Origin of the sequence: Methylobacterium sp. 37f, assembly GCF_023093475.1 — a bacterium.
Taxonomy (GTDB): domain Bacteria; phylum Pseudomonadota; class Alphaproteobacteria; order Rhizobiales; family Beijerinckiaceae; genus Methylobacterium.
This window is the reverse complement of sequence record NZ_JAGHKN010000045.1, coordinates 1-14,181: the sequence shown is the minus strand read 5'-3', so window position 1 is coordinate 14,181 and position 14,181 is coordinate 1. Positions and strand designations below refer to the sequence as shown.

The following is a 14,181-nucleotide window of genomic DNA, read 5'->3' as shown; positions in this document are numbered from 1 at the left end:
GGCGCCACCGCATCGAAGGCGGCGGCGTCAGAGCATCGGGCTGCGGGCGATCAGGCCGAGGATACGGACGTGCTGTTCGTTGGCCTCGTCCTCATCGAGGGAGAACTTCTCGTCCTCTAGGAACTCGACGGTGAAGCGCGCCAGGGCCGCGCAGCCGGCAGCCGTGGTCGGGACCGTCTTGAGCAAGACGCCATCGACATGCGCGAAGAACGCATCGGTCGCCGCATTCTGTTCAGGGCTCGGGTCCAGCTCCCCGGCCGGCAGCTCCGCATTGTAAGCGCGAGTGCGGGCCATCGTCAGACGCCGCGTCTCAGCGATGGCCGCCAAGATGGGATCAGCAGCCAGCGCAGGAGCAGGCGCGGCCGGGGCGGCATCTGCCGGCTTGCGGCGGATCACCCGCGAGGCCGAAGCCTTGAGGGACGCGGCGCGCTCGCGCAGCGAGGGGCGAACGGTGTTGGGCTTGGCGAGGAGAGCGAAGGGATTGCGCATCTTGGGAACTCCGAAGCTTGATAGCTTGCTAGGTTGTGGGCTGGATAAGATGGAAGCTGACTAGGCCAGCGTAGCGAGGCCGATAACGACGAGGCCGCCGCAGATCAGGGACAGCGCAGCGATTGCCTCGCCGAGGCCGCTCAGAAGCCGCAGGGCCGGCGCGAGGGGCGCGCGGGCGGGTTCGGTCGCTGGGAAGTCGAGGCGCAGGTACAGCGCCAGATCCGCGGCCCGAGCGAGCACCGCCGTATCGGTGATGCCGTCATGCTGAATGTGCCAGCGCAGGTGACGAAGGAGGGCAAGAGCGCCGAACTGCGTCGCGCAGGGCGTCGCCAGGAGGCGAGCCAAGGCGCCTTCCATCTCGACGTGTCGGCGCGCCACCAGGGCGTCAGTGGCCGACTGCCAGACGGCCCAAGCCTCGTCGTGGTGGTCGATGGCCGCGAGGATGGGGTCAGCGTGGAAGGGGACGTGCTCGATGACGAGGGCGTGCGAGGTCGATGCCATAACCGGGGCTCCGGGGCTTGGGGTGGTCAGGAGAGGGAAGGGATGGTGCCGGGAGGCGCGGAGCGCTCAGTCGGCCGGGATGGGCAGCGAGGCCCAGGCGGTGCGATCCAGCGGATAGGCGCCAGGGCGGGCGAAGACCTCGCGCAGGCGGCGTTGCGCGGCGCGGGCGGCCCCTCGGGTGTTCGTCGGATGGGCGTGGCTCACCCGGTCGCCGTAGTACCGGACGAGAGCCATAGCGGCGGCTCGCGTCGTCGGGGTCAGGGCGTGAAGCTCAGAGCGAGCGGTGAACCGCGCCTTCGCCGTCTCGATGCGATGGGCGCGCCACTCGGGGGTCAGGACACCACCGGCCAGCCGAGAGGCGGAGACGAGCCCAGCAGCCCGGTGCGCGGTGTCGGCAGCTTCCGTGATGCGGATGGCGACCAGCAACGGGTCGGAAGGCATGGCGAAGCCAACGCGCATCAGGGGACCGAGGAGGAGGGCGCCACCGAACAGCGAGCGCCGGGTCAGAGCGTGCGAGGCCATCAGGCGGCCTCAACCATGCGGGTGCCGAGCTTGCGCACCAGGATCTCGCGGGCCTTGGCCTTCGGGACGTAGGAGCCCCGAACGCGCTTGACCTCGATGCCGAGCCAGACGTGCGCGGCGCTCGGGTCGCCGGTCTCGCGGACCCGGAAGAACTGATTGGCGAGGGTTTCGATGATCATTGGCCGGACCTCAGTGAGCGGCGGCGCGCTGGGCGGTCTTGGCAACCTGCCAAGCAGCCTTGAGCGAGACGGACATCGCGGCGGCCCAGGTGGAGCCGGTGCGGATCTGATGGGCCCTCGCGGCGGCAGCGGCGTGAGCCATGATCGCGGCGCGATCGAACTTGCCAGCGACGACGAGGGGGCGGCGGGTCTTGGTGAAGCACTCAACCAGGGCGCGGGCCGAGAGGAAGCCGGCGGGGAGCTGGACGCGATCATTCCGCATGTCGCGGAGAGCGAGGGTCCAGGAGATGCGGCGGTTGAGAGACATCGGGGGGCGCCTTGAAAGTGCCGTTGCTTACCCTTATCGTGTAAGACGATCCCGATAACGCGTCAACACTCAACGCGTATGTTTTTACATGATAGGTGTCGAATGTTGACAGGGGAGCAGTTGCGCGCGGCGCGTGCGATGCTGAAAATGGAGCAAGGCGAGCTCGCCGAACTATCGAGTGTCTCAGTCGAGACCATCAAAAGGCTTGAGCGGATCGAGGGGCCGATCAGCGCCAACTCAATGACGCTAGACGGCCTGCAAAGGGCGCTCGAAGCAGAGGGCGCGGTGTTCCTGCCAGAGAACGGCGGGCTCCCCGGCGTGCGCATACGCCGAGACCCACCCGCCAATATCCGTACCCGTAAGAGGCGAGGAGAGTAGCCGGCCCCGCTGGCTTTCTACCCAACCGAGGCCATATCATCCAGTGACTTTGAGGCCCGCGAATGCTGGACGCACTGGCACGATCCATTGCTGAGACTGCCGCCGACGTGCTCGGCGCCCGTGCGGCACAGACATGTGCCAAGGTTTCAGATGAACAGATCGGCCTCTACCTCTGGCACGAGAGGGGGTTTCGCGATCACGACACGTTGGTCGCGCTCATCAACCACGCCCGCGAAATCCTAGACCACCGCGAGGCTCAGGCGATCGCCCGGCACCGTCGCCCGAGGTCGCCCCGGAAACAGCACCCGCCGGCCACCCGTGAGACCCAGCAGCTCGACCTTGCGCTAGTAGCCGCATGAAGCGCCACCAAAGGGACGCGGCGCCTCAACAACTCGACATCTGGGACCGCTTCAACGCCGCGGTTGCCGGACCCGAGAGCGTACACGCTCAGAAGATCAGCGCAGCACTTGAGCATGAGCGCAGGATGGGGCGCGACCGACCAGTGCGGCGCCAGAGCAAGGCGTGGAACTTGAACCGCCAGCGCGTTGCCGAGATCCGCACGCTTGTCCTGCGCCGCCATGACGGCCCTTGCGATACCGACGACGCCGAAATCTACCTAGAGGCCGCGCTCCCCCATTTCGTGAAGCTGTACCCCAACCCCGGGGATCTGCGGGCGATGGTGGAGGCGTGGGCCTGTACACTTCTGCCAGGGATCGGGCGCGGGCGCGTCCTCGCCTTGGCCGAGGAGTGCGAGGCGTGCGGATGGCGGATGAAGGATGCGGACGGGATCGCGGCGCACCTACGGGTCACGGACGCGGAACGGACAGCGCTCGGCCTCAAGACGATTGGCGCCACGGATCGCAGCCGCCGCCAGCGCAAGGCCGATCGCAAAAAGCGGGATGCAGCGTATCAGGCCGAGAAGCGCGCGAGAGCAGGGGCAACACCGCGAACCGCTTCGAATGTGGCCCAGGCTAAGGCCCTTGGGCTGTCGCTATCCACGTTCAAGCGGCGGCTGAAAGCGGGCATGATCGCGCCGCCCGAAATCATCCCTGACCCGATTTCGTCGGCAGTAGTGCGTAGCACTCACCTTCAGACGACGAGTTCGGTTCACACCGCTTTCCGACCTGTTGAGGTTCCAGCGAGACAGGCCAGCCCGAGCCGCAGCGTCGGCGCTGGCGGGCATTCGCCCAGGGATCTACCGAGAGCGGTTCGTACCGGACATGCCGTCCCGCTACCGCTGCCGAACGGGGGAGTTTCGCAGCCTGACATGCTGGCCGAGTGGCAACCGCTCGCGACCGTGGCGACCACCTACCTCGGCGGCGTGATGCCTCCCGAGCTTGCCCTTGCCGTGCGCGCGGCCCAGCGGGCGCGAATGGTGACGCAAGAGACGGTCGCCCGATCCATCGGCATCAGCCGGCCGCAGCTCGCCAACGCGCTACAGGGACGGTTCGGGCTTAGTCAGAGTGCGGCGGCGAACCTGCGGCGATGGCTTGAGGCGGCCTGATCTGCGAGCGGCCGGGGCTTCCTTCCTATGTGGATAGGAACCGCTATCCGCACACAGAAAGGACCACTGCCCTGACGATCCACGATCTGACCGCAATACTCTATGCGCTCGGAACCGTACTGAAGCCGATCGCTGCCGTTGTCTGCACATGGGGCCGCCGTCGCCGGCTGGGCCATTCCCATTTTGGCCCCTTCCAGATGCGGCACACTTGAGGGGCGGCTAACCAGCCTCGGCCATCCTACCTGCGAGCCAAGTTGCGTATCGGCTCAGCGTGAGATGAACGATCCTACCCCGCCGGTCCCGTGAGCAGATCGGGCGGCGGGGGGCAGGCTTGCCTATGTCGGACCGCGGCGGCGAACCTGCAGCAATGGCTTGAGGCAGCGTGATGGGCAGAGGTTGCCTAGCACCACCGCTAAAACAGCCCCCAGGATCGCCAGGGAAGCCTCAGGACGGCAGAGAGCCGGAAATCGCACTGAGATAGGAGCTGCGATTGGGCGGCATCACAGCAGCCTCAGAACGACTAGCGTTGCAAAGACCACGAGGACACCAGCGAGAGCGAGTTCTAGGCGCGTCATGGGCGGCCAAAAACTCGAACTGCGAACCCGTGGAATACCACATATGATAAGTTCACGGCATCGTGAGCTAGGCAGGTGCCTGGCGCATTGAGCCTCTAGGGCCAGCAGGGTCGCCCCCTATCCCGTTCGGCCCGCAACAGTCGCCAGCCGCCATGTCAGGCTCACCGAAGCCGAAGCTTGTTCCTGCCGACCCCGCGCTCTGGCGCCAAGGCTTCCTCAACCTTCGGCCGAGCATCGTCCCATGCCCTGGCTTCACCCTTCAATCCTGGGGAGGCGCGCATGAGGCGTGCGTCAACTTCCTGACTGTTGGGCGGATAAGGGGGGCGCCCTCGGTTGGACCACACTCGAGATCTGCGGCGTTCCCCCCGAGGTCGGCACCGTTCGCCCCGACTTCTGCGGTGCCCAGGTGCTCAGAGCCGAGCGCGTGTCCGAAATCGCGGAAACCCGCATGCAGTTCGTGAATACGACCTACTACCGCAACACGCCGGGCCGCCCAACGGGTGCAGTCCCGCTCTGGCGGCTCGGGCAGTGATCTCGTTGCAGCCTGCCCTATCTTGCCTGCATGGCTCAGCACTCTGCGACTGCAGGCGACCTCTACAAGGCGAAGCTGATCACAGACGACGATCTTCGATCTGCCGTTGACGCCTTTATGGGCGATCCGGCGGTGGCTTCTCACGTCTTTCCTGGGGGCTATCACCTCGACGTCGCGAAGGCTCTCAGCGCGAACGAATGGACACGGGCGCAATTTAGATCGCCCGGAGCGTCTCTTGTCATGAGGCGCGTGGCTGTGCGGACTGCGATCCTACTAGCTCGGCCCGAGAAGCCGTGAATGGCTGGCAAAGGCCGCCTGTTTCGGACGCCGCCGACTGACAGATGGTTCGTAAACGTCGAGGCTCATCCAACTGAGCTGGAGCGCTGGCATTGGGTGATCCATCTGAACGGCGATCATCTCTGCCGCGGTGGCTGCTTCCAATCAGTCCGCGCAGCAAAGCTCGCGTCAGCCGGTAGCCTGAGAGTGAGAAAGGCCATCTATTATCATCAGCACAGGAGGCTAGAAAACGGATGAGGATGAGATCTCAGCTCCGCCCCAACTCGTGCGAGGTCAAAGTCGATGATGCATGGCGTCTTGAAAACCTGGAAGAGGTGATCAAGCGCTATAGGCTCGCGATGAAACGCTGCCCTGAGTGCCACGGCACGATGACCCTTTATTGCGGCTACGTGTCCGGAGCTCAGCCATTCCTGATGCATAACAGGTCGCATACGGGCTGCTCGCTGAAGCCGGATACCTACTCGGGGACCCCGTCGCCTCATCCGAGGGCAGTCAGCTAACAGCTTGCTGAAGCTCGAAAACCCCGTACAAAGCGCAAATCGGTTCAGAAGAGCGGCTCGTCTCCCAGGTGCTCGACACCTGTCTTGGCTACGAGCTGGATGCGCGGTTCACCGTGCACGTCCGGTATCTTTGCAGCCTGCTCCTCGACGTCAGCCGGGATCTCCTCAGGCGAAGTAACCGGCAGGGTTTCTTGCAGTTCGTGGCCAATCTTATGGAGCACGAGGGGCGACCCGAAGCCGAGCCTATCAGTGTCTGACATCGCAGATCCTCCACGGGTGCACCATTGGCGTGCGGATGCAGGGGACGAATGCGGGGGTTCCGTCAGAGGTTCCGGTGTGATCTCCGTCGATGCGGAAGAGCTGCCACCCGTCAGTTCGAAGGATCACACCCAGTGCTTACGCGCGCTGGCCAGGGTGCATCATGACTGCAATGCGACCAGACACCTTCCACACCGACAAAGACCCTTCGCGCGCGAACATGGCAAATGCCTCGGTCACGTCCCGGCTAGCGAAGGCTTGTGCTCCATGGACGGCGCGGCCGACGACGCAGGCCCCTTCCTGAGCGTCCGCGCGCGGTACACGGCTCTCAATCGCGAACATCACCCCGGATCGGTCAGGTCTTAGCTCGTCCGGCAGCGCGCCGATCTTGCGCCAGAGGCAGTGCCACCGCACGCACGCCTCCGGACGATCCTGATAGATCCCGCACGCTACGCCGGTGCTGTGTCGACACAGGATGCCTGCAGGTTTGGCCAGCACCTCAATTGCTGGAACCTGGCAGCAAGCCGTGCACGGTCCACACGACCGACCTGGGACAAGTGCGCCAGTGGGTTGGCTGGGCGGAGGAGTTCGTGGGGTCAATTCGTTATGGCTCCTGATGCACTGGCTCAAACGTCCGAGATCCGCTCCACTCCGCCCGGGAACTAGCCAGTCATTTCTACTCTTGAGCTTCGCCATGAGCCCTGCTTTTCAGCCGAGGCCCTGGCGAACGAAACCGACTGGGAAGAACGTCTATGTGCACCGGCACCGTGAAGTGGTTCAACGAGACCAAGGGCTATGGCTTCATCCAGCCGGATGACGGCGGCAAGGACGTGTTCGTCCATATCTCCGCTGTGGAGCGCGCTGGAATGCGCAACCTCATCGAGGGCCAGAAGGTCTCCTACGAGGTGGAAACTGACAAGCGCTCCGGGAAGGATAGCGCTGGCAACCTCCAGTCAGCTTGATCTTCAAAGGGCGGGCCTCAAGCCCGCCTGTCGATTTCGGGCAGGAAGGCTTTCTACGCCCTCCGTCCGATCAGGAGCGACTTCCAACAACCCACCGTCTCACCCCGTGAGAGGGGTGCGCCCGACTACTTGCCGTTCTGCCAGATCGTCGTGACGGCGCGCAGCGCTATGTCGCCAGCGGCCTCCGAGGCGCCTTCGGACCCGAACGACCGGACTGACCGCTGCACCACCTCCTTGTCCTTCCAAATCGACCAATCGAACCGACCGGGCTCTGTTGCGGACGGTGTGACCCGCAGGGAATGGGGATTGGGGGTGAAGATGATCATCAGGATTACATGGGCATGAGCAGCTGATCCCCAACGACGCGGTGTCGGCATTGCACTCGCAAGACGGAGCTACCTCTTTTTGGCTACCTTCTTGATCAGATTTTTGGCGGCCTCCTTGTCAGCCTGCTCCCTGGCGAGCCAAAGGGCCTTGAGGCGCACCGTTTTGTCCTCAGTCGCCTGCTGAGTAGCGTCGTAGTCTGCTCTCGCCTCGCCTCCTTCGCGGGCCTTCTCCAGCAGCTTGGCGGCCCTTGTCTCCCGGCGATCCTGCGCGCTGCTATCATCACTCGTCATGGGAGCTTGGCTTCCTGCTCGTGAGGGACAGAGATGGCGCGGCCGTTGCCTTACCCATGCCCGCCACGCGACATGGCATGTCTAGCAGCGCTCGCCTTCGTACGAGTCGTGGGCCAACCACCATTAGGAATGAGCGCCGCGAGAAAGATCTAAGCCAAAAACGCCAACGGCCCCACCCTGGCAAGGGTGAGGCCGTCGAAATCGATGAGGTCCGGGGACCACCGTTCAACTCTCTAGACATCATAACACCGTTCAGGTGTCAATCGGGATCGCTTCCCGAAACGATGGCGTTTTGCCTTTTGACGGGTACAGCTCTGGCTGCGCCCCATCCTTTGCCGCGGCCCGAGCAGGGACCGGGACCGATGTTTCACGCCGCCATGCAGGCCGCGATCGAAGGCGCGCGAACGCTCGCGCAGATGGATAAGCTGGCGCGACAGCTCTGGCAGAAGCACGGGGCAGGGGCTTTGGGCGACCAGGATGGAGTTTCTGCCTGACGGCGGCCAGGATGGCTGCGGATCAGGAGCGACGATGGGCAAGCGACAGCGCCGGAACCACCTCCCGGCCTTCAAGGCGAAGGTGGCTTTGGCTGCCCTGCGGGGCGAGAAGACGCTGGCCGAATTGGCTCAGCAGTTCGATGTCCACCCCAACCAGATCACGACCTGGAAGGCCCAGCTTCTCGATGGGGCTGCCGGGGTATTCGGGGCCGCGCCCCGGTCGGAAGCGGCACCGGCCATCGACGTGAAGACGCGGCATGCCAAGATCGGCGAGTTGACGCTGACCAAAGATTTTTTGTCCGGCGCGCTTGGGCCAAGGCCGGTCTTCTGAGCGCAAAGCGATGATCGATCGAGGTCACGATCTCCCCATCGCCGCCCAGGCCAAGGCGCTTGGGATCAGCCGAGGCAGTGTCTACTACCTGCCGCGCCCAGTCCCAGCCGCTGATCTCGCCGTGATGCGGCGGATGGACGAGTTGCATCTCGAACTCCCCTTCGCCGGGAGCCGGATGCTGCGGGACCTTCTGAACAAAGAGGGCCTTGTGATCGGCCGCCGCCATATCGCGACGCTGATGAAGCGCTCGGCGCATCGAGGCCCTCTATCGCAAGCCGAACACCTCGAAGCCGGCACCTGGGCACAAGATCTATCCATACCTCCTGCGCGGGATGACGATCGATCGGCCCAATCAGGTTTGGGCCATGGACATGACCTAAGTGCCCATGGCGCGCGGGTTCGTCTACCTCGCCGCCGTCATCGATTGGTTCAGCCGCCGGGTGCTGTCCTGGCGGCTATCGATCACGATGGAGGCCGACTTCTGCGTCGAGGTCCTGGAGGACGCGCTTGCCCGGCACGGCAGGCCGGAGATCTTCAACACTGACCAGGGCTCGCAGTTCACCAGCCACGCCTTCACCAGCGTGCTGCGGGAGGCGGGGATCGACATCAGCATGGACGGCAAGGGCGCCTGGCGCGACAACGTCTTCGTCGAACGGCTGTGGCGCTCGGTCAAGTACGAGGAGATCTACCTGCGGGCCTACGACACCGTCAGCACGGCGCGCGCCTCGATCGGCCGGTACCTCGCCTTCTATAACGAGCGCAGGCCCCATTCGAGCCTTGACCGGCGTACTCCCGACCAAGCCTACTTCGACAGGCTGCCGCATCCCGCGGCGGCCTGAACCCGGCAGAAGATCCACTTACCCAAGCCCAGGTCGTTGTTCAGACAAACCGAGCCACCTCTGTTCAACGGGTGATCGCTCGCGCGCGGCGTTGGTGCAGGGACACGAGGAGGTCGGGCCGCAAGCTTCCGGTCCTTTTCGAAGCGGGCAAGACGGCGATGAGCCCCGCGATCCGACTATGCCTGGGTAGGCTTTCAAAGGACCTGGGACAGGAAGCGCCGGGTGCGCGGGTCGACGGCCGAGGCGAACAGCGTCTCGGGCGGACCGTGCTCGACGATGACGCCGCGATCGGTGAAGTAGACGTGATCGGCGACCTCGCGGGCGAAGTTCATCTCGTGGGTGACGAGGAGGCAGGTCATGCCCTCCTCGGCGAGGTCTCGAATGGTAACCAGCACCTCCTTGACCGTCTCGGGATCGAGGGCGGCGGTGACCTCGTCGAACAGCATCACGTCAGGCCGCATCGCCAGCGAGCGGGCGATGGCCACGCGCTGCTGCTGCCTGCCCGACAACTCGCCGGGATAGGCCGCCTCCTTGCCCGCGAGCCGGACCTTGGCGAGGAGCGCGCGCGCCCGGACCTCGACCTCCCGTTTGTCCTGGCCGAGCACGTGGATGGGCGCCATTATGACGTTCTGCAGCGCCGTCTTGTGCGGGAACAGGTTGTACTGCTGGAACACCATGCCAACCTTGCGGCGCAGGGCGAGCTTGTCGAGCTTCGGATCGACCACCTCGATCCCGTCGACTCGGATGGTGCCGGAGGTGACCGGGACAAGGGCGTTGATGCAGCGGATCAGCGTCGACTTGCCCGAGCCCGACGGCCCGATGATGCAGACGACCTCGCCCCGGCGCACGTCGAAGCTGATGCCGTTGAGGACTTCGGCCTCGCCGAAGGACTTGTGCACGTCGAGCAGCTGCACGATCGGCGCATTGCCGGACGAAACCTTCAGCATCGGGAACGCACCATCGGGAACACTGGCCTCACGCCGTCTCGAAGCGCCGTTCCAGGCGCGCGGTCAGACGGTCGATCGGGTAGCAGTAGAGGAAGAAGCACAGCAGGGCGAAGCCGTAGAGGGGCGCGAACAGCTCGGGCCGCCCCCCTTCCGCCGCGTGAACTTGCGCCGTCAGCGTCAGCATCTCGGTGACGCCAACGATGGAGGCCTGCACGGTGGCCATGGCGATCAAAGCATAGACGTTCATCCACGGCGGCAGCATCCGCTTGAGGCACTGGGGCAGGATGATCCGAAACAGCGTCTGCCGCCGCGTGAAGGCCAGGGATTCGGCCGCCTCCCACTGGGCGGCTTGCACCGAGCGCACGGCGCCGCGCACGATCTCAGCGACGTTGGCCATTACTGGCAGCGCGAACCCCACCGTCGCCTTGACCCAGTCGGGCAGCGGCACCCGCAGGCCGAACACCGTGACCTGAAACGGCACCAGGAACATCACAAAGAACAGCAGTACCAGCCAGGGCACGTTGCGGAAGACCTGCGTCACGCCCCAGGCGACCCGGCGCAGGATCGGCCCCTCACTCACCAGGCCGAGCCCCAGCCCGAGGCCCGCGACGGTGCCGAGGAGCATCGCGACGAGGGAGATCGCGACGTTAAAGGCAAAGCCCGTCAGCAGCAGCGGCGCCCAGCGCAGGACTGTCCGACGTCAGCACCTGTGGGACAGATTGAGGGTCTTCACGAACGGAGGATGGCTGGTTCATCGTAGCCCCTGAGGAGCGAAGATGAAGCAGACATCCGGACCGGCCAAGAAGCCGGCAGAAGCGGTGATCAAGGACATTCGCCGGGCCACACGTCGGCAGTTCTCGTCCGAGGAGAAGATCCGCGTGGTGCTGGAAGGCTTGCGTGGCGAGGACAGCATTGCCGAGCTTTGCCGACGTGAGGGGATCGCCGCCTCGATGTACTGCGGCTGGTCCAAGGAGTTCCTGGAGGCTGGCAAGAAGCGCCTGTCCGGCGACACGGCTCGAGCGGCCACCACGGATGAGGTGCGGGATCTCCGTCGCGAAGCGGGGGCGCTGAAGGAGGTCGTGGCTGATCTCGTCCTGGAGAACCGTCTGCTTAAAAAAAGCATGAGCGGGGCTGGGGGCGACGAGGCATGAGGTAGCCGGCCTCCGAGAAGCTGGAGATCATCCGGCTGGTCGAGCTGCAGCCCGACAATCAGGATGGTGACGGCGCGACAATCAAGATGAGGCACTGATCTCGTTCGCATCCCGGAGGGAGGGCGAAGCCCGAGCGTAGGGACGCGAACGAGATCTGGCGATCACGGCCGACCGGCTGTGCGGACGGCCCTCCTCGCCGAGGAGGGGTCCCGCATGCCCGGCCGCCATGTGACCGATCGCCAGATGAGGCTCTACATGCAGTTCCGTCAGACTGACCCGCGACGTGCCGCGGCCGCCAAGGCCGGCTTCAGTCCCGCCACCGCCGACCGCATCGAGCAGGATCCACGCCTGCCGTCTCTGAAGAAGGCTCCCAGGGGTCGGCGGCGGCCCGATCCTCTGGCCGAGATCTTCGAGGCTGAGGTCGTACCCCTCCTGCAGGCCTCCCCCGGCCTTCGTCCCATCGCCCTGTTCGAGGAGATGATCCGGCGTCACCCCGAGCTCGATGCCGGCGTCCGGCGCACCCTGGAGCGCCGCATCCGGTCCTGGCGGGCGCTGCACGGTGCGGAGCAGGAGGTCATCTTCCGCCAAACCCACGAGCCCGGGCGGATCGGCTTGTCGGACTTCACCGACATGAATGCCGCCGGCATCACCATCGCGGGGATCGCGCTCGATCACCGGCTCTACCACTTCCGGCTCGCCTACTCGGGCTTCGAGCATGCCCACGTGGTGCTGGGCGGCGAGAGCTTCGTGGCGTTGGCTGAGGGGATGCAGAATGCGCTCTGGAGCCTGGGCGGCGCACCCGGCGAGCACCGCACCGACAGCCTCTCGGCCGCCTTCCGCAATCTCGACGCGGACGCGAGCGCCGACCTCACCCGCCGCTATGAGGCGCTATGTGCCCATTACGGCATGACCCCGACCCGCAACAACGCCGGCCTCGCCCATGAGAACGGGGCCGTCGAGGGGCCACACGGCCATCTCAAGCGCGCCATCGCCGACGCGCTCCTGCTGCGGGCGAGCCGCGAGTTCCCGGATCTCTCCGCCTACCGGCGCTTCCTCGACGAGCTCGTCGGGCGCCGGAATGCCCGCAACGCCCGGCGGATTGACAGCGAACGGGCCTCGCTGAAGGCGCTGCCCCGGCATCGGAGCTGCGACTATGAGGAGACGGTCGTACGGGTCACCAGTTCGGGCGGCTTCACCCTGCGCAAGGTGTTCTACACCGTGCCCTCGCGCCTGATCGGGCACCGCCTGCGCGTGCGCCTCTACGACGACCGCCTCGCACTGTTCCTTGGCGGGACCCCACTCCTGGAACTACCCCGTGGGCGAGCCCATCCCGATGGGCGCCACGATCAGGTCGTGAACTACCGCCACGTCATCCACGCCCTGCGGCGCAAGCCGATGGCGCTGCTCAACCTCGTCTACCGCGACCGGCTCTTCCCACGGGACGCCTACCGCCACGCCTTCGACGCCCTGTTGCAGGCTGGTCCCGAACGGCAGGCCTGCCGCGTCATGGTCGAACTCCTGGCGCTCGCCCACGAGCGAGGCTGCGAAGCCGAACTCGCGGTGAGGCTCGCCGCGGATCTGGAGGCCCGACGTCTGCCCGACCTGGCGGCCCTGCGCGTCACCTTCGCACCGGACCCAGCCGGCATCCCGCACGTCAGCGTCCATCTGGCGACGCTCGCCAGCTACGAGGGGCTGCTGGGTTCCACCGTCCAGACGGGAGAGGTCGCATGAAGACCGCCTCCGCCGCCGACGTCGCCCGCCTCGCCGTCATGCTCGGCGACCTGCGCTTGCCCACCATCAAGGCCGTCTGGCCGAGCTTTGCCGAAAAGGCCGACACGGAAGGCTGGCCGGCAGCCCGCTTCCTGTCCGCTCTCGCAGAGCACGAGCTCGCCGAACGCGACCGGCGTCGCATCGAGCGTCATCTCGCCGAAGCACGCCTGCCGCCGGGCAAAACCCTGGACACCTTCGACTTCGAAGCCGTCCCGTCCGTCTCCAAGGCTCAGGTCATGGCCATCGCCGCCGGCGACGCCTGGCTCGGCACCGGGGCCAACCTGCTCCTGTTCGGGCCGCCCGGCGGCGGCAAGAGCCATCTGGCGGCCGCGATCGGCCTGGCGCTGATCGAGAGCGGCTGGAAGGTGCTGTTCACCCGCACCACCGACCTCGTCCAGAAGCTCCAGATCGCCCGGCGCGACCTCACCCTGGAAGCGGCCCTCGCCCGGCTCGACCGCTTCGACCTGCTGATCCTCGACGACCTCGCCTACGTCACCAAGGATCAAGCCGAGACCAGCGTGCTGTTCGAGCTGATCGGCGCCCGCTACGAGCGGCGCTCGATCCTCATCACCGCCAACCAGCCGTTCGGTGAATGGGGCAAGGTCATCCCCGACCCGGCCATGACGCTGGCCGCCGTCGACCGCCTCGTCCATCACGCCACGATCTTCGAGATGAACGTCGAGAGCTATCGGCGGCGTGCCGCCCTGGATCGCAAACGCGGGCCCGGCCGCCCACCAACCCGCGCGACAACAAAGACGGCGCCGTGATCGCCGCGCCGCGTCAATCAAACGGCCGATCCGCCTTGCGCCGCGCTCACCAGAGGACCAAACTCCTCCCGCCGCGACGCCGATGTGCCTCATCCAGATTGTCGCTGACCAATCATCCAGATTGCCGCGCTACATCGAGCAATCCCACCTGCCGGTGCGTGCCACCCTGGACAAGCTCGGCATCACCCGCTCGACGTTCTACCGCTGGTACGACGCCTACCAGCGCGGCGGCCCCGAGGCGTTGAATGACCATTCCTCAAG

Annotated in this window: 17 protein-coding genes and 4 pseudogenes; 10 read left to right on the top strand and 11 right to left on the bottom strand. The window is 65.7% G+C overall.

The window, feature by feature from the left end; translation table 11 throughout:
- Positions 1 to 27 precede the first annotated feature (27 nt).
- The 5 genes from J7U37_RS21670 to J7U37_RS21650 form a co-directional block, all read right to left on the bottom strand.
- Complete coding sequence (locus J7U37_RS21670; RefSeq protein WP_247637070.1) at positions 28 to 489, bottom strand: hypothetical protein; 462 nt, start codon at positions 487 to 489, stop codon at positions 28 to 30.
- A 60-nt stretch (positions 490 to 549) separates the two neighbouring features.
- A complete protein-coding gene (locus J7U37_RS21665; RefSeq protein WP_247637069.1) occupies positions 550 to 990 on the bottom strand; it encodes a hypothetical protein in 441 nt (146 codons plus the stop codon).
- A 66-nt stretch (positions 991 to 1,056) separates the two neighbouring features.
- Complete coding sequence (locus tag J7U37_RS21660) at positions 1,057 to 1,512, bottom strand: penicillin-binding protein (protein WP_247637068.1); 456 nt, start codon at positions 1,510 to 1,512, stop codon at positions 1,057 to 1,059.
- The gene (locus J7U37_RS21655) at positions 1,512 to 1,691 is read right to left on the bottom strand and encodes a hypothetical protein (RefSeq protein ID WP_247637067.1); all 180 of its coding nucleotides are present in this window, start codon (positions 1,689 to 1,691) and stop codon (positions 1,512 to 1,514) included. The genes J7U37_RS21660 and J7U37_RS21655 overlap by 1 nt, the downstream gene beginning before the upstream one ends.
- Before the next feature lie 10 nt (positions 1,692 to 1,701).
- Positions 1,702 to 1,998 carry a hypothetical protein gene (locus tag J7U37_RS21650; RefSeq protein ID WP_247637066.1) on the bottom strand — a complete coding sequence of 99 codons (297 nt, stop codon included), beginning with the start codon at positions 1,996 to 1,998 and terminating at the stop codon, positions 1,702 to 1,704.
- A gap of 102 nt (positions 1,999 to 2,100) precedes the next feature.
- Here J7U37_RS21650 and J7U37_RS21645 point away from each other — a divergent pair, with 102 nt between their 5' ends.
- From J7U37_RS21645 to J7U37_RS21635, 3 genes are all read left to right on the top strand, one after another.
- Positions 2,101 to 2,376: a helix-turn-helix transcriptional regulator gene (locus tag J7U37_RS21645; RefSeq protein ID WP_247637065.1), complete on the top strand. Its 276-nt coding sequence runs from the start codon at positions 2,101 to 2,103 to the stop codon at positions 2,374 to 2,376.
- A 62-nt stretch (positions 2,377 to 2,438) separates the two neighbouring features.
- Positions 2,439 to 2,735: a hypothetical protein gene (locus tag J7U37_RS21640; protein ID WP_247637064.1), complete on the top strand. Its 297-nt coding sequence runs from the start codon at positions 2,439 to 2,441 to the stop codon at positions 2,733 to 2,735.
- Entirely contained in the window at positions 2,732 to 3,880 is a 1,149-nt protein-coding gene (locus J7U37_RS21635; RefSeq protein ID WP_247637063.1) for a transcriptional regulator, read from the top strand. Before J7U37_RS21640 ends, J7U37_RS21635 begins: the two co-directional genes overlap by 4 nt.
- Positions 3,881 to 5,828: 1,948 nt before the next feature.
- Here the strand turns inward: J7U37_RS21635 and J7U37_RS21630 are convergent.
- Positions 5,829 to 6,044, bottom strand: coding sequence for a hypothetical protein (locus J7U37_RS21630; protein WP_247637062.1), 216 nt, complete (start codon positions 6,042 to 6,044; stop codon positions 5,829 to 5,831).
- 136 nt (positions 6,045 to 6,180) lie between these two features.
- Entirely contained in the window at positions 6,181 to 6,540 is a 360-nt protein-coding gene (locus J7U37_RS21625) for a hypothetical protein (protein ID WP_247637061.1), read from the bottom strand.
- A gap of 254 nt (positions 6,541 to 6,794) precedes the next feature.
- On the opposite strand from J7U37_RS21625, the gene J7U37_RS21620 reads away from it, so the two are divergent.
- Positions 6,795 to 7,004: a cold-shock protein gene (locus J7U37_RS21620; protein WP_247637060.1), complete on the top strand. Its 210-nt coding sequence runs from the start codon at positions 6,795 to 6,797 to the stop codon at positions 7,002 to 7,004.
- A gap of 125 nt (positions 7,005 to 7,129) precedes the next feature.
- Here J7U37_RS21620 and J7U37_RS21615 read toward each other — a convergent pair whose 3' ends face one another.
- Together J7U37_RS21615 and J7U37_RS21610 are read right to left on the bottom strand one after the other, a co-directional pair.
- Positions 7,130 to 7,330 carry a hypothetical protein gene (locus J7U37_RS21615; RefSeq protein WP_247637059.1) on the bottom strand — a complete coding sequence of 67 codons (201 nt, stop codon included), beginning with the start codon at positions 7,328 to 7,330 and terminating at the stop codon, positions 7,130 to 7,132.
- Positions 7,331 to 7,399: 69 nt separating this feature from the next.
- On the bottom strand, positions 7,400 to 7,621 hold the full coding sequence (locus tag J7U37_RS21610; protein WP_247637058.1) for a hypothetical protein: 222 nt from the start codon (positions 7,619 to 7,621) through the stop codon (positions 7,400 to 7,402).
- Between the two features lie 362 nt (positions 7,622 to 7,983).
- On the opposite strand from J7U37_RS21610, the gene J7U37_RS25180 reads away from it, so the two are divergent.
- Together J7U37_RS25180 and J7U37_RS21605 are read left to right on the top strand one after the other, a co-directional pair.
- Entirely contained in the window at positions 7,984 to 8,115 is a 132-nt protein-coding gene (locus J7U37_RS25180; protein WP_282104082.1) for a hypothetical protein, read from the top strand.
- A gap of 34 nt (positions 8,116 to 8,149) precedes the next feature.
- Positions 8,150 to 9,285, top strand: a pseudogene (locus J7U37_RS21605) (IS3 family transposase).
- A 194-nt stretch (positions 9,286 to 9,479) separates the two neighbouring features.
- Here J7U37_RS21605 and J7U37_RS21600 read toward each other — a convergent pair.
- Complete coding sequence (locus tag J7U37_RS21600; RefSeq protein WP_247637057.1) at positions 9,480 to 10,232, bottom strand: amino acid ABC transporter ATP-binding protein; 753 nt, start codon at positions 10,230 to 10,232, stop codon at positions 9,480 to 9,482.
- Between the two features lie 28 nt (positions 10,233 to 10,260).
- Positions 10,261 to 10,923 (bottom strand): annotated as a pseudogene (locus J7U37_RS21595) (ABC transporter permease subunit); the annotation flags it as partial.
- An 85-nt stretch (positions 10,924 to 11,008) separates the two neighbouring features.
- On the opposite strand from J7U37_RS21595, the pseudogene J7U37_RS21590 reads away from it, so the two are divergent.
- The 4 genes and pseudogenes from J7U37_RS21590 to J7U37_RS21575 form a co-directional block, all read left to right on the top strand.
- Positions 11,009 to 11,385, top strand: a pseudogene (locus J7U37_RS21590) (transposase); the annotation flags it as partial.
- Between the two features lie 211 nt (positions 11,386 to 11,596).
- Positions 11,597 to 13,114 (top strand): IS21 family transposase, encoded by a 1,518-nt coding sequence (gene istA / locus J7U37_RS21585; protein ID WP_247637056.1) that lies wholly within the window; start codon positions 11,597 to 11,599, stop codon positions 13,112 to 13,114.
- Positions 13,111 to 13,920 carry an IS21-like element helper ATPase IstB gene (gene istB, locus J7U37_RS21580; RefSeq protein WP_247637055.1) on the top strand — a complete coding sequence of 270 codons (810 nt, stop codon included), beginning with the start codon at positions 13,111 to 13,113 and terminating at the stop codon, positions 13,918 to 13,920. Before istA ends, istB begins: the two co-directional genes overlap by 4 nt.
- Before the next feature lie 121 nt (positions 13,921 to 14,041).
- Positions 14,042 to 14,181 (top strand): annotated as a pseudogene (locus J7U37_RS21575) (helix-turn-helix domain-containing protein); the annotation flags it as partial.